Origin of the sequence: Streptomyces sp. NPDC051909, assembly GCF_040681095.1 — a bacterium.
Classification (GTDB): Bacteria; Actinomycetota; Actinomycetes; order Streptomycetales; family Streptomycetaceae; genus Streptomyces.
The window spans coordinates 1-18,815 of record NZ_JBFAYA010000007.1; the positions used below are offsets into that span (position 1 = coordinate 1).

General features: G+C 73.4%; 22 protein-coding genes. 11 read left to right on the plus strand and 11 right to left on the minus strand.

The features are described from left to right. Positions 1-135 precede the first annotated feature (135 nt). Complete coding sequence (locus tag AB0M18_RS12915; RefSeq protein ID WP_365757015.1) at positions 136-321, minus strand: hypothetical protein; 186 nt, start codon at positions 319-321, stop codon at positions 136-138. Positions 322-455: 134 nt separating this feature from the next. Beyond that, positions 456-1,163 (minus strand): NADPH-dependent F420 reductase, encoded by a 708-nt coding sequence (gene npdG, locus AB0M18_RS12920; protein WP_365757017.1) that lies wholly within the window; start codon positions 1,161-1,163, stop codon positions 456-458. A gap of 99 nt (positions 1,164-1,262) precedes the next feature. On the opposite strand from npdG, the gene AB0M18_RS12925 reads away from it, so the two are divergent. Together AB0M18_RS12925 and AB0M18_RS12930 are read left to right on the plus strand one after the other, a co-directional pair. Then, on the plus strand, positions 1,263-1,868 hold the full coding sequence (locus tag AB0M18_RS12925; RefSeq protein ID WP_365757019.1) for a hypothetical protein: 606 nt from the start codon (positions 1,263-1,265) through the stop codon (positions 1,866-1,868). A 95-nt stretch (positions 1,869-1,963) separates the two neighbouring features. Further along, the gene (locus AB0M18_RS12930; protein WP_365757021.1) at positions 1,964-3,253 is read left to right on the plus strand and encodes an MFS transporter; all 1,290 of its coding nucleotides are present in this window, start codon (positions 1,964-1,966) and stop codon (positions 3,251-3,253) included. Here AB0M18_RS12930 and AB0M18_RS12935 read toward each other — a convergent pair. Together AB0M18_RS12935 and AB0M18_RS12940 are read right to left on the minus strand one after the other, a co-directional pair. Next, entirely contained in the window at positions 3,250-3,627 is a 378-nt protein-coding gene (locus AB0M18_RS12935) for a hypothetical protein (RefSeq protein ID WP_365757023.1), read from the minus strand. The genes AB0M18_RS12930 and AB0M18_RS12935 overlap by 4 nt on opposite strands. 25 nt (positions 3,628-3,652) lie before the next feature. Then, entirely contained in the window at positions 3,653-4,180 is a 528-nt protein-coding gene (locus AB0M18_RS12940; protein WP_365757025.1) for a plastocyanin/azurin family copper-binding protein, read from the minus strand. Positions 4,181-4,329: 149 nt separating this feature from the next. Between AB0M18_RS12940 and AB0M18_RS12945 the strand changes: the two genes are divergently transcribed. Both AB0M18_RS12945 and AB0M18_RS12950 read left to right on the plus strand, forming a co-directional pair. Then, positions 4,330-4,896, plus strand: a complete 567-nt coding sequence (locus AB0M18_RS12945; RefSeq protein ID WP_365757027.1) for a sigma-70 family RNA polymerase sigma factor — start codon at positions 4,330-4,332, stop codon at positions 4,894-4,896. Further along, positions 4,893-5,762, plus strand: coding sequence for a hypothetical protein (locus AB0M18_RS12950; RefSeq protein WP_365757029.1), 870 nt, complete (start codon positions 4,893-4,895; stop codon positions 5,760-5,762). The genes AB0M18_RS12945 and AB0M18_RS12950 overlap by 4 nt, the downstream gene beginning before the upstream one ends. Here the strand turns inward: AB0M18_RS12950 and AB0M18_RS12955 are convergent. Then, complete coding sequence (locus AB0M18_RS12955) at positions 5,759-5,998, minus strand: hypothetical protein (RefSeq protein ID WP_365757031.1); 240 nt, start codon at positions 5,996-5,998, stop codon at positions 5,759-5,761. The genes AB0M18_RS12950 and AB0M18_RS12955 overlap by 4 nt on opposite strands. Before the next feature lie 57 nt (positions 5,999-6,055). Between AB0M18_RS12955 and map the strand changes: the two genes are divergently transcribed. Both map and AB0M18_RS12965 read left to right on the plus strand, forming a co-directional pair. Continuing rightward, on the plus strand, positions 6,056-6,913 hold the full coding sequence (gene map / locus AB0M18_RS12960; RefSeq protein ID WP_365757033.1) for a type I methionyl aminopeptidase: 858 nt from the start codon (positions 6,056-6,058) through the stop codon (positions 6,911-6,913). A 135-nt stretch (positions 6,914-7,048) separates the two neighbouring features. Beyond that, positions 7,049-7,702: a biliverdin-producing heme oxygenase gene (locus tag AB0M18_RS12965; protein WP_365757035.1), complete on the plus strand. Its 654-nt coding sequence runs from the start codon at positions 7,049-7,051 to the stop codon at positions 7,700-7,702. Positions 7,703-7,711: 9 nt separating this feature from the next. Here AB0M18_RS12965 and AB0M18_RS12970 read toward each other — a convergent pair whose 3' ends face one another. Both AB0M18_RS12970 and AB0M18_RS12975 read right to left on the minus strand, forming a co-directional pair. Beyond that, positions 7,712-8,374, minus strand: a complete 663-nt coding sequence (locus AB0M18_RS12970) for a PhzF family phenazine biosynthesis protein (protein WP_365757037.1) — start codon at positions 8,372-8,374, stop codon at positions 7,712-7,714. Further along, a complete protein-coding gene (locus AB0M18_RS12975; RefSeq protein WP_365757039.1) occupies positions 8,361-9,176 on the minus strand; it encodes a hypothetical protein in 816 nt (271 codons plus the stop codon). The genes AB0M18_RS12970 and AB0M18_RS12975 overlap by 14 nt, the downstream gene beginning before the upstream one ends. Before the next feature lie 263 nt (positions 9,177-9,439). Here AB0M18_RS12975 and efeO point away from each other — a divergent pair, with 263 nt between their 5' ends. Genes efeO through AB0M18_RS12995 form a run of 4 tightly spaced genes read left to right on the plus strand, consistent with a single transcriptional unit; the run spans position 9,440 to position 13,898 of the window. Beyond that, entirely contained in the window at positions 9,440-10,597 is a 1,158-nt protein-coding gene (efeO, locus tag AB0M18_RS12980; RefSeq protein WP_365757041.1) for an iron uptake system protein EfeO, read from the plus strand. Between the two features lie 41 nt (positions 10,598-10,638). Beyond that, a complete protein-coding gene (efeB, locus tag AB0M18_RS12985) occupies positions 10,639-11,973 on the plus strand; it encodes an iron uptake transporter deferrochelatase/peroxidase subunit (RefSeq protein ID WP_365757043.1) in 1,335 nt (444 codons plus the stop codon). 31 nt (positions 11,974-12,004) lie between these two features. Beyond that, positions 12,005-12,898, plus strand: a complete 894-nt coding sequence (gene efeU / locus AB0M18_RS12990; RefSeq protein ID WP_365757045.1) for an iron uptake transporter permease EfeU — start codon at positions 12,005-12,007, stop codon at positions 12,896-12,898. Further along, on the plus strand, positions 12,849-13,898 hold the full coding sequence (locus tag AB0M18_RS12995) for a hypothetical protein (protein WP_365757047.1): 1,050 nt from the start codon (positions 12,849-12,851) through the stop codon (positions 13,896-13,898). The genes efeU and AB0M18_RS12995 overlap by 50 nt, the downstream gene beginning before the upstream one ends. Positions 13,899-13,964: 66 nt before the next feature. Here the strand turns inward: AB0M18_RS12995 and AB0M18_RS13000 are convergent, their stop codons facing one another. Next, positions 13,965-14,735: a bifunctional DNA primase/polymerase gene (locus AB0M18_RS13000; RefSeq protein WP_365757049.1), complete on the minus strand. Its 771-nt coding sequence runs from the start codon at positions 14,733-14,735 to the stop codon at positions 13,965-13,967. Between the two features lie 121 nt (positions 14,736-14,856). Continuing rightward, on the minus strand, positions 14,857-15,504 hold the full coding sequence (locus AB0M18_RS13005; RefSeq protein ID WP_365757051.1) for a TetR/AcrR family transcriptional regulator: 648 nt from the start codon (positions 15,502-15,504) through the stop codon (positions 14,857-14,859). A 137-nt stretch (positions 15,505-15,641) separates the two neighbouring features. Between AB0M18_RS13005 and ddaH the strand changes: the two genes are divergently transcribed. After that, a complete protein-coding gene (gene ddaH / locus AB0M18_RS13010; protein WP_365757053.1) occupies positions 15,642-16,472 on the plus strand; it encodes a dimethylargininase in 831 nt (276 codons plus the stop codon). On the opposite strand, the gene AB0M18_RS13015 is transcribed toward ddaH, so the two are convergent. Together AB0M18_RS13015 and AB0M18_RS13020 are read right to left on the minus strand one after the other, a co-directional pair. Next, complete coding sequence (locus tag AB0M18_RS13015) at positions 16,469-17,482, minus strand: small ribosomal subunit Rsm22 family protein (protein WP_365757055.1); 1,014 nt, start codon at positions 17,480-17,482, stop codon at positions 16,469-16,471. The genes ddaH and AB0M18_RS13015 overlap by 4 nt on opposite strands. Before the next feature lie 27 nt (positions 17,483-17,509). Continuing rightward, positions 17,510-18,799: a Bcr/CflA family multidrug efflux MFS transporter gene (locus AB0M18_RS13020; protein ID WP_365757057.1), complete on the minus strand. Its 1,290-nt coding sequence runs from the start codon at positions 18,797-18,799 to the stop codon at positions 17,510-17,512. Between the last annotated feature and the right edge of the window lie 16 nt (positions 18,800-18,815).

Consider the following 18,815-nt stretch of genomic DNA (forward strand, 5'->3'; position numbering starts at 1 on the left):
CAAGGCGGAGGAGGGAAGCGATGCGGTGGGGGCACCTCCCCGGCCGCAAGGCCGAGGGGGACATCGGCGACCGACGACAACGCGGCGAGGCGCGGTGCCGGGCGTCGGGAGCCGGCAAGATCCGAAAGACACGCCCTAGCCCTGGGGAGCCTGCTCGGCCGTCACGCGGGCGCGCTTGATGTAGAACCAGGCCATGTTCGAGGACAGGCCGGCGAGCAACACCCACACGATGCCGATCAGGTTCCCCTGGACGAAGGAGAACACGGCCGCCGCGACGGCGAGCGCGCAGACGACCAGGGCGTAGAGGGCAAGACGGGGCATGGGGTCGGCTCCTGTCCGGTTACGGCGTTTCGTGCCCGTCCAGTGTCCCCCATGCCCCGATACGGAAGGAGACCGGCTCCGGCTCTCACGGGACCGGCTCAGCCCTCGGCTCGGACGTCGGCTCGGACGTCGGCTCAGACGTCGGTGACGCGCAGGCCCGCGTGGGCCTTGTAGCGGCGGTTCACCGCGATCAGGTTGGCGACGAGCGACTCGACCTGGTGGGCGCCCCGCAGCCTTCCCGCGAAGACGCCGCGCATGCCGGGGATGCGGCCGGCCAGCGCCTGGACGATCTCCACGTCGGCCCGGACCTCGCCGAGGACCATCACGTCGGTGTCGATCTCGTCGATCGCGGGGTCCTGGAGGAGCACCGCCGAGAGGTGGTGGAAGGCGGCGGTGACCCGCGAGTCCGGCAGCAGCGCGGCGGCCTGCTCGGCGGCTGAGCCCTCCTCGGGCTTGAGCGCGTAGGCGCCCTTCTTGTCGAAGCCGAGCGGGTTCACGCAGTCCACGACGAGCTTGCCGGCGAGCTCCTCGCGCAGCGACTCCAGGGTCTTGGCGTGCCCGTCCCACGGCACGGCGACGATGACGACGTCGCTGCGGCGGGCGCACTCGGCGTTGTCGGCGCCCTCGACGCCGAGACCGAGCTCGGCGGCCGCGGCCTCGGCGCGGTCGGCGGCGCGCGAGCCGATGATCACCCGCTGGCCGGCCTTGGCCAGCCGGTAGGCGAGGCCGCGGCCCTGGTCGCCGGTGCCGCCGAGGACGCCGACGACGAGGCCGGAGACGTCGGGCAGGTCCCAGGGGTCCTTCGGAGCGGGGGCGGGGGTGGCGGTGGTGGAGGAAGTCATGGCCCGACATTACTGGCCGGTCGGTCTCCGGGGACCCGTCCGGGTGAGGCTCGTGCGAACGCCCGCGCGGGGCGGGCGGCTCGGGCAGCATGCGGGGGCATGGACGCCGTACGTGTCGCGCTGCTGCGCGAAGTGCTCGCCGGGACCGAGTGGCCGGGCGCGGCCCGCCGGTTCGCCGGCTCCCTCCGTTCCTCGGTCGTCCCGCGCGGCGGCGGGCTGCTGCTGGTCGGCACGGTGGAGTACGAGCCGTGGCACCTGGCCGCGCACCTGGTCGACGAGGCGGCCTGGTCGGGCCGCCCCGAGCTGGCCCCGACCCTGGTCCGCCACCGGGCCCGCCCGGGCGATCCGGCGCACCTGGCGGTCGGCCTCGGCCGGATCGAGTCGGCGGGCCGGGGCGCGACGCTCCTGATGGTGGCTCCCTCCCGGCCCGACGAGGGCCTGCTCGAACGGGTCCACGACGCCCGCCGCGCGGGCGCGACGGTGCTGTCCCTGGACACCGGCCACCCCGAGCTGCTGGGCCTCGCCCACGAGACCCTGGCGGTCCCGGCGGACGCCGGCGTCGACCTGGACACCGTCCAGCACCTGGTCGGCGCCGCCACCGGCGAGAACTGCCTCCCCCCGACCCCGCGCGGCCGCCTCGCCTTCCGCGACCGCCTGTCCCGCCTCGCGGACCGCCTGACGGCGCCGCCTCCGGCGCGGTGGTAGGGGGCCCGGCCCCACACCCCCGCCGCGGCCGAAAACCCCCGCCCCGCCCGTAAATCGCTTGCCCGGTCCACCGGCCCCGCCGAGCATGGCCCCTCGTGAAGCGCCTCGCCCGACTGCTGCCCGACCTCGCGCCCTGGCGCTCGTCCCGTGACTTCCGGCTGCTCTGGGTGCAGGGCGGGGTGACCGTGTTCGCGTCGTTCATGGCACTGGTCGCGCTGCCGTTGCAGATCAAGGAGCTGACCGGGTCGCCGTTCGCCGTCGGGGCGATGGGGCTCGTGGAGCTCGTGCCGTTGGTGGTGTTCGGGCTGTACGGCGGGGCGCTCGCCGATGCCGTGGACCGGCGGAAGGTGATCCTGGCGACCGAGGCGGGGCTCGGGCTGCTCGCTCTGGTGCTGCTGCTGAACGCGCTGCTGCCGGAGCCGATGCTGTGGCCGCTGTACGCCGTCGCCGCCGGGGTGTCCGCGCTGACCGGGCTGCAGCGCCCGGCGCTCGACTCGCTGCTCGCCCGGATCGTGCCGCACGCGCAGCAGACCGCGGCGGCCGCGCTGAACTCACTGCGGTGGCAGGTCGGGTCCATCGCGGGGCCCTCGCTCGCGGGGGTGGTCGTGGCGTACGCGGGGCACGCCGCCGCGTACGCCGTGACCGTCGCGGGCTACGTGGTGTCCGTGGTCCTGTGCCGGTGGCTGTCGCCCGCGCCGGCCGCGCACGGTGCGGACAAGCCGTCGCTGCGCGGGATCGCGGAGGGTGCGCGGTACGCGTGGTCGCGGCCGGTGCTGCTCGGCACATACGCCGTCGACCTGGCGGCGATGTTCTTCGCCTTCCCGAACGCGATCTTCCCGTTCCTCGCCGACGAGCTGCACGCGGACTGGTCGCTCGGCCTGATGTACGCCGCCGGTTCGGTCGGCTCGCTGGTCCTCGGGCTGACCAGCGGCTGGACCTCGAAGGTGCGGCGGCACGGCGTCCTGGTGGCGGCCGGCGCGGCCGGCTGGGGTGTGGCCATCGCGGCGGCGGGCTGGTTCGGGAACGTGTGGGCGGTGCTGGTGTGCCTCGCGTTCGCGGGCGCCGGCGACATGCTGAGCGGGCTCGGCCGCGCCACCATCTGGAACCAGACCATCCCGGAGGAGCTGCGCGGCCGGCTCGCGGGCATCGAGGTCCTCTCGTACAGCGTCGGCCCGCAGCTGGGCCAGGTCCGCGCGGGCACGATGGCCGGCTGGACCGGCACCCGCCCGGCGATCTGGTCGGGCGGTCTCGCCTGCGTCGCCTCGGTGGGCCTGCTCTGCCTGGCGCTGCCGAAGCTGCTCTCGTACGACGCGGAGACCGACGAGGACGCCCTGGCCCGGAAGGCGCAGCAGGAGGCGGCGAAGGCGGCCGCGGACAGGTCTTAACGTCGTGGATGGTGGCGGTGGCTGAGCGCGGAGACCGCCAGGGTGGTCAGGACGAGCACACCCGCCGTCTCGATCACGGCCGTGGGCCGGACCAGCTCCGCGTCCGCCGACTCCTCGAAGCCGAACAGACCCGTGGTGAGGCTCAGGAACAGCGCGCCCAGGGTGCCCGCCGTGAACAGGGCGGTCGCGGTGGCGACCAGGCCGAGCCAGCGGTACGGGGTGACGAGGACGGCCACGGCGAGCACGCAGCCGAGGACGCCGTTCAGCAGGAACAGGTCGCCGATGGTGGCCAGGTCCCGGTAGCCCTCGGCCCACAGGTGGAGGTGGATCGCGCCCATCGCCGCCGTCAGGCCCGCGGCGGCGAGGCGCAGCACGATAACGGCGGTGCGGCGGGTCCGGTCAGTAACCATTGCCGGGAGTACTGGGGTTGCTGGGGGTGGTCGGGGTGTTGACAGGGGCGCCCGCGACCGTGATCTCGGTCTTCATGCCCTGGTCCTTGTGTCCGTCGACGGGGCAGTAGACCTCGTACGTCCCGTCCTTCAGGGTCACCGTGAGGGTGGTCGACTCGCCCGGGCCGACGGTGTTCGAGCGGTTCTCGCCGCCCGGTCCCTCGATCTCCAGGGCGTGGTCGTGCTGCCCGGTGTTCGTCATGACGAAGGCGTACGTGCCGGGCGTGAAGCTCTGCTGGGACAGCGTGATCCTGAAGTCGGCCAGGTCCGCGGTCACCCGGGTCGCGCCGGAGGGCGGCGTGCTCTGGGCGGGCGGCGGGGTGGTGGTGCCGCTGTCCGAGCCACCGCCGTCGCCGCCGCCTCCGCAGGCGGCGAGGAGTCCGGCGAGCGCGGCGGTCGGCAGGACGAGCAGCGCACGGGTCCGTACCCGGTTTCTCGGCTGCGTGTTTCTCGGCTCCGTGTTTCTCGGCTCCGTCATCGTTCGGTCCTCCGGATCGATCCGCCGGTCCCCCGAAGGTGATACGGCGCGGGCCCGCGCCGGGATTGCGGCGGAGAAGGAGAATGGGATCCGGGGTCGGTCCGGCGATCCTTTTCCGGGCGTCGGACGTATCCCCGGGTGTGGGACGCATGGGCCTTCCGCTGGAGCGGGTTCCCGACGAGGCACTGCTCTCCGGTCTCGCCACCGGCGATCCGGAGATCGCGGTGGCGTTCGTGCGCCGTTTCCAGCGCCCGGTCTACGGGGTCGCGGTGGCCGTCGTCGGCGATCCACGGCTCGCGGAGGACGTGGCCCAGCAGACCTTCGAGCGTGCCTGGCGACACGCCCAGGTGTACGACGGGCGGCGCGGCTCGGTACGGACCTGGCTGACGGCGATCGCCCACAACCTGGCCATCGACGCGGTACGGGCGCGGCGCGCCACGCCTGTGGCGCCCGAGGACCTGGAGGCGCTGGTCGGGATCGTCACGGAGACGCCGGAGCGGCGCGCGCTCGCCGACGACGCCGCCGAGCGGGTCCGGCGGGCGGTGGCCGCGCTGCCGCGTGATCAGGCGCGGGCGCTGGTGATGGCCGGGATCTACGGGATGACGGCCCGGGAGGTGGCCGCCTTCGAGGGCGTGCCGCTGGGCACGGCGAAGACCCGCATCCGGGCGGGGACGATCAAGGTGCGCGCGCTCCTGGAGACGGAGGGGACGCGGTGAACGACTTCGGCACGGACTGCCAGCGGCTCCGCGAGAACGCCGCCGAGCTGGCGCTCGGGGTCCTGCCGGCACGCGAGCGGGCGGCGGCGGTGGCCCATCTGGACCGCTGCCCGGGCTGCCGGGCGTATGTGCAGCGCCTGACGGCGGTCGGAGACGGCCTGCTCGACCTGCTCCCGGGAGCCGAGCCGCCACTGGGCTTCGAAAGCCGGGTGGTACGGGTGATGCTGCCGTCGCCGGCGGATCTCGCGCCCTCTGGTGCAGCGCCGGCAGGCCGCCCGGCAGTCGTGGGACCGGCGCCGACGGGCCCGGCGCCCTCGGGGCCGGCGCCTCAGGGCCCCGCGTCGCCTGGTCCGGCACCGACAGATCCGGCATCAGCGGCCCCGGCGGTCGTGCGCCCCGCCCGCCGTCGCCGCATCCGGCGCTTCCGGCTCGCGGCGGCGGTCGTGGCCGCCGCCCTGGGGGTCGGGTTCGGCGGCTGGGCGGTCGGGAGTGCGGTCGAGGGGGCGCCGGCCGCGCCGCCGATGGTGGCACCGGGCCCGCGCGTTCTGGAGGCGGAGCTGCTGGGCGAGGGCGGCAGCCCGGTGGGGCGGATCTACGCGCACCCGGCCGACGGCGCCGGCGTGAACGGCTGGGTGTACATGTCCGTCGACCTCGGCGACCGGGCCGCCGCCGCGGGGGACGGCCCGGTGCGGTGCGTCCTGGTCCGGGCCGACGGCTCCGCCGTACCCGTGGGGTCGTTCCCCGTCAGGGACGGGTACGGCTACTGGGGCGCCCCGGCCCCCGTGGACCCGGCCACGCTGGCCGGCGCCCGTCTGGTGGCCGGGGACGGCACGGTCCTGGCGACGGCCCGGTTCTCGGGGCCCTAGGGGGTGTCGCCCTCGCCCTCGCCCTCGCCCGACCGCTCGTGCCAGCGCGGGTCGGTGTCCCACTCCAGGTTCCGCTCGCGGGCGGTCTCCATGGCGTGGGCGGCCTCCTCGGGGGAGGCGTAGGGGCCGAAGCGGTTCTTGGCCGGACACTCCGGGCCTTCTTCGACCTTCTTGTGCTCCAGGCAGTAGTACCACTCGCCCGGCTTGCCGGCCGTACGCTTCTTGAACAGGGCCATCTCGGCTCCTTCCTCCGTCACCATGCTGCCCCAGACGCGGTCGTTAGACTCGCTGACATGTCTGGCCAGTCGCTTCTCGTACCGGGGGAGCTGTCCCCCCACCGTTCCGTTCCCGGAGCCATCCGCCGCCCCGAGTACGTCGGAAAGCCCGCCCCCACCCCGTACACCGGTCCCGAGGTCCAGGACTCCGACACCGTCGAGCGGATGCGGATCGCCGGCCGCATCGCCGCGCAGGCGATGGAGGAGGCCGCCAAGCACATCGCGCCGGGTGTCACCACGGACGAGCTGGACCGGGTCGCCCACGAGTACATGTGCGACCACGGCGCCTACCCGTCCACGCTCGGCTACCGCGGCTTCCCGAAGTCGCTGTGCTCCTCGGTCAACGAGGTCATCTGCCACGGCATCCCCGACTCGACCGTCCTGAAGGACGGCGACATCGTGAACCTGGACGTGACCGCGTTCATCGGCGGTGTCCACGGCGACAACAACGCCACCTACCTGTGCGGCGACGTCGACGAGGAGTCCCGGCTGCTCGTCGAGCGCACCCGGGAGGCGCTGAACCGCGCCATCAAGGCGGTCCGGCCGGGCCGCCAGGTCAACATCATCGGGCGGGTCATCGAGTCGTACGCCAAGCGCTTCGGCTACGGCGTGGTGCGGGACTTCACCGGGCACGGCATCAACTCGTCCTTCCATTCCGGGCTGATCATTCCGCACTACGACTCGCCGCACCACACGACGGTGATGCAGCCGGGCATGACCTTCACGATCGAGCCGATGCTGACGCTCGGCACCCACGAGTACGACATGTGGGACGACGGCTGGACCGTGGTGACCAAGGACCGGAAGCGGACGGCGCAGTTCGAGCACACGCTGGTGGTGACCGAGACCGGGGCCGACATCCTCACGTTGCCCTGACCCGTTCGAGGGGTAGCGTCTTTACCGACAGGACGTCGGGAACCGGTTGACTTAGGCAAGCCTAAGTCGGCACGATCGAGGTGGTTCCCGACCCCTGCGGTCACCCCACGGTCCCGACGGTCCCGGAGGCACGCCTTGACCACGTCCTTCTCGACGCTCATCCGCACCGCCTCGCACCAGCAGCACACGGAGGCGGAGTCGTCGACGTTCATGAGCGACCTCCTCGGCGGGCGCCTGGCCGTGGACGCGTACGCGCGCTACACGGAGCAGCTGTGGTTCGTGTACCGGGCGCTCGAGGACGGCGCGGAGGCGCTGCGCGCCGATCCGGTCGCCGGGCCCTTCATACAGCCGGAGCTGTTCCGCACGGCCGCCCTGGAGCAGGACCTCGCGCACCTGCGCGGCCCGGACTGGCGGTCCGGCGTCTCCGCGCTGCCGGCCACCGAGGCGTACGCGGCGCGGGTCGCCGAGTGCGCCCGCGTCTGGCCCGCGGGCTATGTCGCCCACCACTACACCCGCTACCTGGGCGATCTGTCGGGCGGCCAGATCATCCGCGACCGGGCCGAGCGCACCTGGGGCTTCGCGCGCAAGGGCGACGGAGTGCGCTTCTACGTCTTCGAGGGCATCGCCAACCCGGCGGCGTTCAAGCGGGGTTACCGGGAGCTGCTCGACGCGGTGGACGCCGACGACCTGGAGAAGCAGCGGATCGTCGACGAGTGCAGGCGGGCCTTCGACTTCAACGGCGCGGTGTTCCGGGAGCTGGCGGGCGAGTTCCCGCTCAGCGCGGCCTGAGCCGCCGCCTCACGGTGCGATGGTCCGTTCCAGGCGGACCCGGCCGCCGAGTTCGATGATGCCGTCGGGGCCGGGGGCGGTGAGCAGCTGCGAGCCCCGGCCCTGGGTGATGTTGAGCGCGCGGCCGAGTTCGGCGGTGAGGAGCAGCGCGGCCGCGCCGGTCGCCTCGTCCTCGTCGATGCCGTCGCCGCGCCCGGGGAACGCGCGCGCCCTGATCCGGCCCGCGGCCTCCTCCTCCCAGGCCCAGGCGTAGATCCACTCCCCCGGCTCGGGCACCGTCAGCGCGTCGACCTCCGCGGCGGAGCCGTACTGGCGCAGGGTGCGCGGCGGCGCCCACTCGGCGCGGGCCTCGATCCAGGTGAACTCCCCGTCCCCGCGCACCCACACCTCGCCGGCCGGCGGGCACACGAGCTCCAGGTCGAGCAGCCAGGCGGTGCCGACGAGCGGATGCCCGGCGAAGGGCAGCCGGACGCCGGGCGTGTAGATGTCCACGACCCCGCGCTCGGGGTCGTCGACGAACACGGTCTCGCTGAACCCGAGTTCCTTGGCGAGCGCCTGCCGCGCCGCCTCGTCGGGGTACGCGCGCCCGTCGCGCACGACGCCGAGGGCGTTGCCGTGGCGTCCGTCGCCCGCGCAGAAGACCCGCAGGACGTCGATGTCAGTCGTGTTCATGGCGGAATTCAAGCATCCACGCGTCCCATTCCGCCGGTCCGCCGGGAATCGGCCAGGTGTGGTTGCGGATCTCGTCGTACGGGAGCGACCCGACGACCTCGCTCAGCCGCCCCGCGTCCGCCTCGGGCGGCGCCCCGTCGAGCACGGCCGCGATCTCCCGGGCGAGCGCCGCCTCGTCCGGGACCCGGACGAGCGTCACTGCCTCCGGATCCCGGCCCTCCGCGAGCGCGGCGACGGCGCGGTCGTGGCCGTCGAGGAGCAGCCAGCCGTCGAAGTCCCGGTGCCACCAGAGCAGTACGGGCGGCAGGACACCCTCGCGGGCCTGGCGTCGGTAGGCGCTGACCCGCGGGGCGTCGGGTGCGGACGGCGGGCGCAGCGGGACGACCCCGTTCCAGCCGTCGGCGTCGAACTCCAGGCGCGCCTCGGGCCAGTCGAGGACGAAGTCGCCGCGCCAGACGTACGGCGGGAAGACGGCGCGCCGTCCGACGAACCAGCGGCCGGCATGGAGCGGTCCGCGATCGGAGCGCACCAGCTCGTCGGCGAACCGGTGCCGCCAGTCGGGCGCGCGCCGCGCCTCGTCGACGCGAAGCGGCGCCAGCGGCGAGCGGTAGCCGCTCCGGCGGCGCACGGTGGCGGCACGCCCGTACGCGTCGGACTCGGCGAGCAGGACCGGCCGGCCGCCCTGCCGGAGCAGCACGCGGCGCCCGTCCTCGGTGGCCTCCCAGCGCAGCGGTGGCGGCCGGAGCGGGCCGTCGTCGGCGAGGAAGAGGGAGGGAGATCCGGACACGGTGTCTCGGCGCATGCGCGCCAGGTTAGAGGGCCTGGCGGGGCTGGGGTCGGTGAGCTCCGACTACCGACCCATAACTCGAATCGGGCAAATCACCCTGCTTGACCTCGCCTTGACCATGCCGTGAATCAGCCATGAGTCCGCCGTGACCGCACCGTGTCCGGTGCGCCGGGCCTGAGAGCTGAATCACTGGACGGGTGGGTACTACTGAGGTAAGCCTCGGTTAAGTTAGGTCCGCCTCACCCCGTCCCACTGATCCGTCCCCGAGTGGAGCACTCATGCGAGCCGTCCGCCTCTCCGTCGTCACCGCCGCCGCGACCGCGGCCGCCCTGGCCGCCGTCACGGGATGCGCGCAGAAAAGCGACGCCTCGTCGGACAGCAACGGGGCGATCCAGGTGATCGCGAAGGACGACTCCTGCGAGGTGTCGGACAAGGAGTTCCCCGCCGGCCACGTCGAGCTGGCCGTCGAGAACCGCGGCGACAAGGTCACCGAGGTCTACGTCCTCTTCCCGGACGACCGGATCGTCACCGAGCGCGAGAACATCGGCCCCGGCACCAAGGCCACCATCACCGCCGAGATCAAGGCCGGCGACTACCTCATCGCCTGCAAGCCCGGCATGAAGGGCGACGGCATCCGCCAGCAGGTCAAGGCCACCGGAACCGGTGCGGGCGCCAAGCGCTCCCCCGAGATGGACGCCGCCGTCGCCGCCTACCGCCAGTACGTGCGGGCGCAGGCCGACGAGACCCTCCCCAAGGTGAAGGCCTTCACCGACGCCGTCCGCGCCGGTGACGTCGAGGCCGCGAAGAAGGCCTACGCCGACTCCCGCATCGGCTGGGAGCGCACCGAGCCGGTCGCCGAGTCCTTCGGCGACATCGACCCGAAGGTCGACGTCCGCGAGGACGGCCTGGAGGCCGGCCAGGACCCGGCGAAGGACTGGACCGGCTGGCACCGCCTGGAGAAGGCGCTGTGGCAGGACAAGAAGATCGGCGACCGCGAGAAGCAGCTCGCCGACCTCCTCGACAAGGACCTCGCCGACTGGGTGAAGCGGGTCGGCAAGGCCGACATCACCCCGACCTCGATGGCCAACGGCGCCAAGGAGCTCCTGGACGAGGTCGCCACCGGCAAGGTCACCGGCGAGGAGGAGCGCTACTCGCACACCGACCTGGTCGACTTCAAGGCCAACGTCGAGGGCGCCCAGAAGTCCTACGAGCTGCTCAAGCCGGTCGCGCAGAAGAACGACCCCAAGCTGGTCGCCGAACTCGACAAGCAGTTCGCCGCCCTGAACACCCTGCTCGACAAGTACCGCACGGACAAGGCGAGCTACGTCTTCACCTCGTACGACAAGGTCGGCGAGCCCGAGCGCAAGGAGCTGTCGGACGGCGTCAACGCGCTGGCCGAGCCGCTCTCCAAGCTCGCCGCCGCGGTCGTGAAGTAGCAGAGGCAGAGGCAGAGAACGAAGGGGAAGGGGCACCGGACATGAGCGAGGACACCAAGGCCGCCACCACGGCCACCACCGAGGCCGTCGCCGACTCGGCGACCGCCGAGGACACCCGGGTCGCCGGGCGGCCGGAGGGCTCCGCGCCCTCCCGCCGCGCGGTCATCGGCTGGGGCGGCGCCGGGCTCGCGCTCGGTGCCGCCGCCGCGGGCGGCGCCGTGGCCCTGACCCGGGGCGCCAGCGACACCACCGTGCCCGTCGCCGAGGTCGGCGCGGCCGTCCCGTTCCACGGCGCGCACCAGGCCGGCATCGCGACCGCCGTTCAGGACCGGCTGCACTTCGCGGCCTTCGACGTGAAGACGAAGGACCGCGCGGAGCTGATCCAGCTCCTGAAGGACTGGACCCGAGCCGCCGAGCGGATGACCGCCGGTCACGAGGTCGGCGACGGCGCCTACGGCGGTCTCGCGGAGGCCCCGCCGGACGACACCGGCGAGGCGCTCGGCCTCAAGCCCTCGCGGCTCACCCTCACCATCGGCTTCGGGCCCTCGCTCTTCGACGGGCGCTTCGGCCTGACGGACAAGCGGCCCGGCGCCCTCGTGGACCTGCCCAAGTTCCCCGGCGACAACCTGGACCCGGCCCGCAGCGGCGGCGACCTGTGTGTGCAGGCCTGCGCGGACGACCCGCAGGTCGCCGTGCACGCCATCCGCAACCTGGCCCGGATCGGCTTCGGCAAGGTCGCGGTGCGCTGGTCGCAGCTCGGCTTCGGCAAGACCTCCTCGACCACCCCGGACGCGCAGACCCCGCGCAACATGATGGGCTTCAAGGACGGCACCCGGAACATCGCGGGCACCGAGACCGCGCGGCTCGACAAGCACGTGTGGGTCGCGGCCAAGGACGCGCCGGGCCAGGCGGCCTGGATCACCGGCGGCTCGTACCTCGTCGCCCGCCGCATTCGCATGAACATCGAGACCTGGGACCGTACCCCGCTCGCGGAGCAGGAGGACATCTTCGGCCGCGACAAGAAGGAAGGCGCCCCGGTCGGCAAGGCCAAGGAGCACGACGAGCCGTTCCTCAAGGCGATGAAGCCGGACTCGCACGTGCGCCTCGCGCACCCCGACTCCAACGCCGGGGCGACGCTCCTGCGCCGCGGCTACTCCTTCACGGACGGCGACGACGGCCTCGGCCGCCTCGACGCGGGCCTGTTCTTCCTCGCGTACCAGCGGGACGTCCGCACCGGTTTCATCCCGGTGCAGACCTCGCTGTCCCGCCAGGACGCGCTCAACGAGTACATCCAGCACGTGGGTTCCGCGATCTTCGCGGTCCCGCCGGGCGTCCGCGGCAAGGACGACTGGTGGGGTCGGGCGCTGTTCTCGTAATCGACGGACGTCATCCAAGGAGGAGTCCGACGTGTTCGGCAACTATCTGATCGGCCTGCGCGAGGGGCTGGAGGCCAGCCTCGTCGTCTGCATCCTCATCGCGTATCTGGTGAAGACGGGGCGTCGTGACGCCCTGCGGCCGATCTGGATCGGCATCGGCGTCGCCGTCGGGCTCGCGCTCGCGTTCGGCGCCGGGCTCGAATTCGGCTCCCAGGAGCTGACGTTCGAGGCGCAGGAGCTGCTCGGCGGCTCGCTGTCGATCCTCGCCGTGGTCCTGGTGACCTGGATGGTCTTCTGGATGCGGCGCACCGCACGGCATCTGAAGGCCGAGCTGCACGGCCGGCTGGACGCCGCGCTGCAGATGGGCACCGGCGCGCTGGTCGCGACCGCGTTCCTCGCGGTCGGCCGGGAGGGCCTGGAGACCGCGCTGTTCGTGTGGGCGTCGGTACGGGCCTCCTCGGACGGCACGTACGCGCCGCTGGCCGGTGTGGTCCTCGGCCTGCTCACCGCGGTGCTGCTCGGCTGGCTGTTCTACCGGGGCGCCCTGAAGATCAACCTGGCGAGGTTCTTCACCTGGACCGGCGGCATGCTGGTCGTGGTGGCGGCCGGCGTCCTCGCGTACGGCGTGCACGACCTCCAGGAGGCCCGCTTCCTCGGCGGCCTGGAGAACAAGGCCTTCGACATCTCCGCGGCGATCCCGCCGGACAGCTGGTACGGCACGCTCCTCAAGGGCGTGTTCAACTTCCAGCCGGATCCGACGGTTGTTCAGGTCACGGTGTGGGCGCTGTATCTGATCCCCACGCTCGCGATCTTCCTGGCCCCGGTAGGGTCGGGTCCGTCCAGGCGGGTGGAGAGGCAGAGGGCGACCGAGAGCGATGAGAAGGCTGAGGCGAACCGGGCGAACCAGGCCGAGGCGACCGGCTGACACACTGCCGGGCCGCCGGCTGTCCGGCCGCACGGGCCTGGCGGTGATCGGCGCGACCGTGCTCGCGCTCGCCGCGAGCGGCTGCGTGACCGTGCACGGCGAGCAGGCGCTGATCCCGGCGGCCGGCCCGACCGAGGCGGCACAGGCCCTCAAGGACTTCACCGACGCCTACAACAAGGCCGACAAGGCCTACGACCCGGCCCTCGACGCCGACCAGGTCACCGGTCCGCTGGGCGAGATCAACCAGGCGGGGCTGCGCTCGCGCCAGGTCACCAGCCCCGGCGGCAACAAGAACCACACGCCGCTCGAACTGACCGACGCGAGGTTCGTCGTCCCGCGCAAGGCGGGCTGGCCGCGCTGGTTCGTCGCCGACACCGACTCCAACCGGGACACCGACAAGGGCCCGAACGACACCCGCTGGCTGCTCGTCTTCGTGCGCGGCAGCGCCGCCGAGCCGTGGGAGGTCGCCTACCTGTCGATCCTCTCCCCGGACGAGGTGCCCGCCTTCCGCACCGCGGACGGGTACGCGGTGCCGGTCGCCGCCGACGGCGCGGAGCTCGCGGTCGCGCCGCGGCAGCTCGGCGAGCGGTACGTGTCCTACCTCAAGGACGGGCAGCAGGGGCCGTTCGCGCCCGGCACCCACACCACCGGCTGGCGCGAGGAGCGCCAGAAGGCGGCCAGCCGGCCGGGCCTCGCCACGCAGTACGTCGACCAGGCCGAGAACCGGGGCGACTTCGCGCCGCTCGCCCTCGCGACGCAGGACGGCGGGGCGCTCGTCTTCTTCGCCACCCGCTACTTCGAGCGGCAGACCGCCGCGCCCGGCTACCGGCCGAAGGTGGGCGAGGAGGTACGGGCGCTGATGACCGGCGAGATCAAGAACACGATCACCAAGCGGTGGGTGTCCAGCCAGGCGGCCCTGGTGAAGCCGGCGGGCACCCAGGCGGACGGGGTCGAGATCCTGGGCCGGCTGCAGGGCGTGACGGCGGCGGAGGGCTCGTAAGCCCCCGGTACGCCCCCGGTACGCCCCCGGTACGCCCCTGGTGCGCCCTGCCGGGCGGGCCCGGGCTCAGCGCCAGGCGATCTCGTGGTCGGCCGACTCGCCCTGCTCCGCCCGCTCGGCGGCGTGCCGGGCGCAGGCGTCGGTGAGCGCCTCCAGGAGGTTCAGCGGCTCGGGCAGGGCGTGCTCGGGGCCGCGCAGCCAGGACAGCACGGGCTGGCTGCCCTCGTCACCGGGGAGCCGGGACGGCGGGACGAGCACGTAGGAGCCGCGGCAGTGCCAGCGCAGGCCGGGGTGCTCGTCCATGGTCTCGGGATGGCAGTCCAGCTCGCAGGGCCACCACTCGTCCTCGTCCTCGGGGGTGCCGCGGGTGGCGGTGAAGAAGTACATCCGGCCGGCGTCGGGCCGGTCCTCGGCGGCCTCGGAGACGGCGACCGGGCCGACCTCGACGCCCTCGGCGAGCAGCCGCTCCAGGGCGGCGCGGCCTGCGGCGAGGGGCACGTCGAGCACGTCGTGGACCATGCCGGTGGCGGTGATGAAGTTCGCCTCGGGCTGGGCCCGGGCCCAGCGCTCGATCTGGGCGCGGTCGGTGGTCGACTGGGTCTGCCAGGCGAAGGAGACGGGGTGGCGGGCGGGGGTGGGACAGCCGATCCGCTCACAGGAGCACCGGTATCCGACGGGGTAGGCGGCGGGCGCGACGGGCAGTCCCGCGGCGGCGACGGCCAGGAGCGACTTCTCGCGCTCGTTCTCGAGCTCGGCCGCCGAGCGCTTGGGGCGCCTGCGGAACCACTGTGCGAGTCTGCTCTCCGTGCCGCGGTAGCGGCCGATGCCGTCGCCCATCTATCCCCTCACACTCATGCTCGCCCGGTGGTCGCCCGGTCCTTGGCCGGGGTTCACCCGACCGGCACTCCATGGTCCCACCATCCTGCGCCCCGGGTGACCGGAGTCGGGAACCGGGGTCTCATTTCCGGACGAGCAGCCCGCGCAGTGCGAGGTCGACGAGGGTGTCGGCGTAGGCGTGGGTGAGCGGCTCGGTGCGGTGCAGCCAGCGGTGGTGGAGCGGGCCGACGAGGAGTTCCAGGGCGATGCGGGGGTCGATCCCGGGGTCGACCTGGCCGGCCGCCTGAGCGGCCTCGATACGGCGGGCGTACAGGCGGAGCTGCGGTTCCAGGAGTCGGGCGGTGAACTCGGCGCCGAGGTCCGGGTCGACGACTCCCTCGGCGGCGAGCGCGCGGGTGGGGCGGTCGAAGGCGGGGTCGTTGAGCTCGTCGACGGTGGCGCGGAGGACGGGCTTGAGGTCGGCGGCTAGGTCGCCGGTGTCGGGGATCTCACTCCCGGCGGCGCCGTCGGCCGCCCTCTCGGCGAGGTCGAGGAAGGCCTCCAGGAGGACGGCGGCCTTGGAGTTGGCGGGCCACCAGCGGTAGATGGTCTGCTTGCCGACGCCGGCGCGGGCGGCGATGCCCTCGACGGTGGTCCTGGCGTAGCCGTGCTCGGAGACGAGGGCGAGGGCGGCGGCGCAGATGGCGCGCCGGGAGCGCTCGCTGCGCCGCGAGGCGTCGGGGGCCTTGGTCTCGGGCGACTTCGGGCCGGGGACCCCGGTGTCGGACATGCGTCCAATCTAGCAGTCGACGAGACGCGTCGTCTCGTCGACTGATCTTCATCCGAACCACCCGAACGGTCCACTGCGCGGGACGCCCCGAAAGCGCACCATGGGCTCACAGATCGACAACAGCAGAGGAGCCCTCTTTGCGCACCACTCCGCGTGAGCCCTCGCCCCGCCGCTACCTCATGTGCCCACCCGCGCACTTCGAGGTGACGTACTCCATCAACCCCTGGATGGATCCCAGGAAGCCGGTCGACCTGCCGCTGGCCCTCGCGCAGTGGGAGGACCTGCGCGACCGCTACCGCGCGCTCGGCCACGGCGTCGAGCTGCTCGACCCCGTCCCGGGCCTGCCCGACATGGTCTACGCCGCGAACGGCGCGACCGTGGTGGACGGCCGGGTGCTCGGAGCCCGGTTCGCCTTCCCCGAACGCTCCGCCGAGGCGGCGGCGCACCTGGACTGGTTCCGGCGAAACGGTTATCCGGAGGCGGACGTCCGGGTGCCGGAGCACGTCAACGAGGGCGAGGGCGACTTCGCCGTGACCGCCTCGTGGATCCTGGCCGGCCGGGGCTTCCGCTCCAGCCCGCTCTCGCACGACGAGGCCCAGGAGTTCTTCGGGCGTCCGGTGATCGGCCTGGAGCTGGTGGACCCGCGCTACTACCACCTGGACACCGCGCTGTGCGTCCTGGACGACGCCCGGGACGAGATCATGTACTTCCCGGACGCCTTCTCGCCCGGCAGCCGCGCCGTGCTGAAGCGGCTGTTCCCGGACGCCCTGCTCGTGGACGCCGCGGACGCCGCCGTGCTCGGCCTGAACGCGGTGAGCGACGGCCGGCACGTGCTGCTCCCGCAGGCGGCGGTGGGCCTGTTCGAGCCGCTGCGGGCGCGCGGCTTCGAGCCGATGGGCATGGACCTGGGCGAGCTGCTCAAAGGCGGCGGCAGCGTGAAGTGCTGCACGCAGGAGCTGCGGCCCTAGTCCTCGTCGGTCGTCGTCGGTCCTCGTCGGTCCTCGTCGGCCTCCGGGGGCCAGGGGTCGCCCCAGTCGGCGTCCCTGGCCTCCTTGTAGAGCGGGCCGTGCCGCTTGGTCACCGTCTCCCGGGCGAGTCCGTCCGGCCCGCAGAGGTCGAGCAGCACCTGGCCCTTGCGGATCTGCGGCCTGCGGGTCACCCGGGACGGGGCCGGGGTGACCGGGAAGCGGGCGGCGGCGACGTACGCGTACTTCTCGTCCTCGTACGGCAGCGAGCCGCCCTTCACCTTCCGGTGCAGCGAGGACCGGCTGACCCGGGCCGCGAAGTGGCACCAGTCGCTGCCCGGCACGATCGGGCAGGTCCCGCTGTGCGGGCAGGGTGCGGCGACGGTGAAGCCGGCCTCGACGAGGAGGGTGCGGGCGGCGATGATCCGCTCGTAGCCGTCGGGGGTGCCGGGCTCGACGATCACCACGGCCCGCGCGGCGCGGGCGGCCTCGGTGACGAGCACGGTGCGGTCGGCCTCGGTGAGCTCGTTGAGGACGTACGAGACGGTCACCAGGTCGCTGTCGGCGAGCTTCAGCGCCGTGCCGACGCGCTCGCGGCGCCACTCGGCCTCGAACACGCCCCGGGCCAGCTCCTTGCCGATCGCGAGGGCCGGCTCGGCCCAGTCGAGGACGGTGGTGCGTGCGGCGCCGTCCCAGGCCTCCGCGACCGCCCAGCTCGCGGCGCCGGTGCCGCCGCCGACGTCGGTGTGGGTGGCCGGCGTCCAGTCGGGCGCGGCGTCCGCGAGGGCGTACAGCGCGGCCCGTACCGCCTCGAAGGTGGCGGGCATCCGGTACGCGGCGTAGGCGGCGACGTCGGAGCGGTCGCGCAGCACCGGCGCGTGGGTCGGGGTGGCCCCGCGGTAGTTGGCGATCAGCCGCTCGACGGCCTGCGCGGCCTGCCGCGGCGGCAGCCCGTCGAGTACGGCGCCGAGGGCGGCGCGCAGGGTGTCGGCGGAGGGGGCGGAGACGTTCACCGCCACATTTTAGGGCTGTCCGGCGGCTCAGGCGGTCTCCGGGACCGGTCGGACGGCCCGGCGCCAGGGGCGGCACATCAGGAGGAAGCAGGCGAGGGCGGCGACGGCGCAGCTCACCTGGACGACGGCCATCGGCACCGCGGTGGTCTCGCCGGCGATGCCGACGAGCGGGGAGGCGACGGCGCCGATGAGGAAGGAGGAGGTGCCGAGCAGCGCGGAGGCGGAGCCGGCGGCGTGCGGGGTGCGCATGAGGGCCTGGGCGTTGGTGTTGGGCATGGCGAGGCCCATCGCCGACATCAGCACGAAGAGCCCGGCGGCGACCGGCACCAGACCGGGGTCGCCGAACACGCCGCTGGTCATCACGAGCAGCGCGGTCGCGGCGAGCAGGATGATGCCGAGGCCCCAGCCGAGCGCCTTGTCGAGGCTGACCCGGCCGACGAGCAGTTTGCCGTTGATCTGGCCGACGGCGACGAGGCCGATCGAGTTGAGCCCGAAGAGCAGGCTGAAGGTCTGCGGGGAGGCGCCGTAGATCTCCTGCACCACGAACGGCGAGGCGCTGATGTAGGCGAAGAGGGCGGCGAAGGCGAGGCCACCGGCCAGCATGTAGCCGGTGAAGACGCGGTCGGCGAGCAGTCCGCGCATGGTGCGCAGGGCCTCGCCGACCCCGCCGGCGTGGCGCCGTTCGGGCGGCAGGGTCTCGTGGAGGAAGCGCCGGACGACCAGGGTGAGGGCGAGGCCGATGACGGTGAGCACGTAGAAGACGCCGCGCCAGTCGGTGACCCGCAGGATCTGGCCGCCGATGAGCGGGGCGACGACCGGGGCGACGCCGGAGATCAGCATGAGGGTGGAGAAGAAGCGGGCCATCTCGACGCCGTCGTACAGGTCGCGGACGACGGCGCGCGCGATGACGATGCCGGCGGCGCCTGCCAGGCCCTGGAGCAGCCGGAAGCCGATGAGCAGTCCGGCGGTGGGGGCGAGCGCGCAGACGGCGGTGGCGAGGACGTACACGATCATGCCGACGAGCAGCGGGCGACGCCGGCCCCATCTGTCGCTCATGGGGCCGACGACGAGCTGGCCGAGCGCCATGCCGGCGAGGCAGGCGGTCAGGGTGAGCTGGACGGTGGCGGCCGGGGCGAGCAGTGCCCTGGTGACCTCCGGCAGGGCCGGCAGGTACATGTCCATGGAGAGCGGCGGGAGCGCGGTGAGCCCGCCGAGGACGAGGGTGACGAGCAGCCCGGCCCGCCGGGCGGAGGTCGCAGTCGGTGTGGGGGCTATGTGCTCTTCGGTCTGGGCGGTGGCCCGGCCGCTCTCCGGCATCGACTGCTCCGTTTCG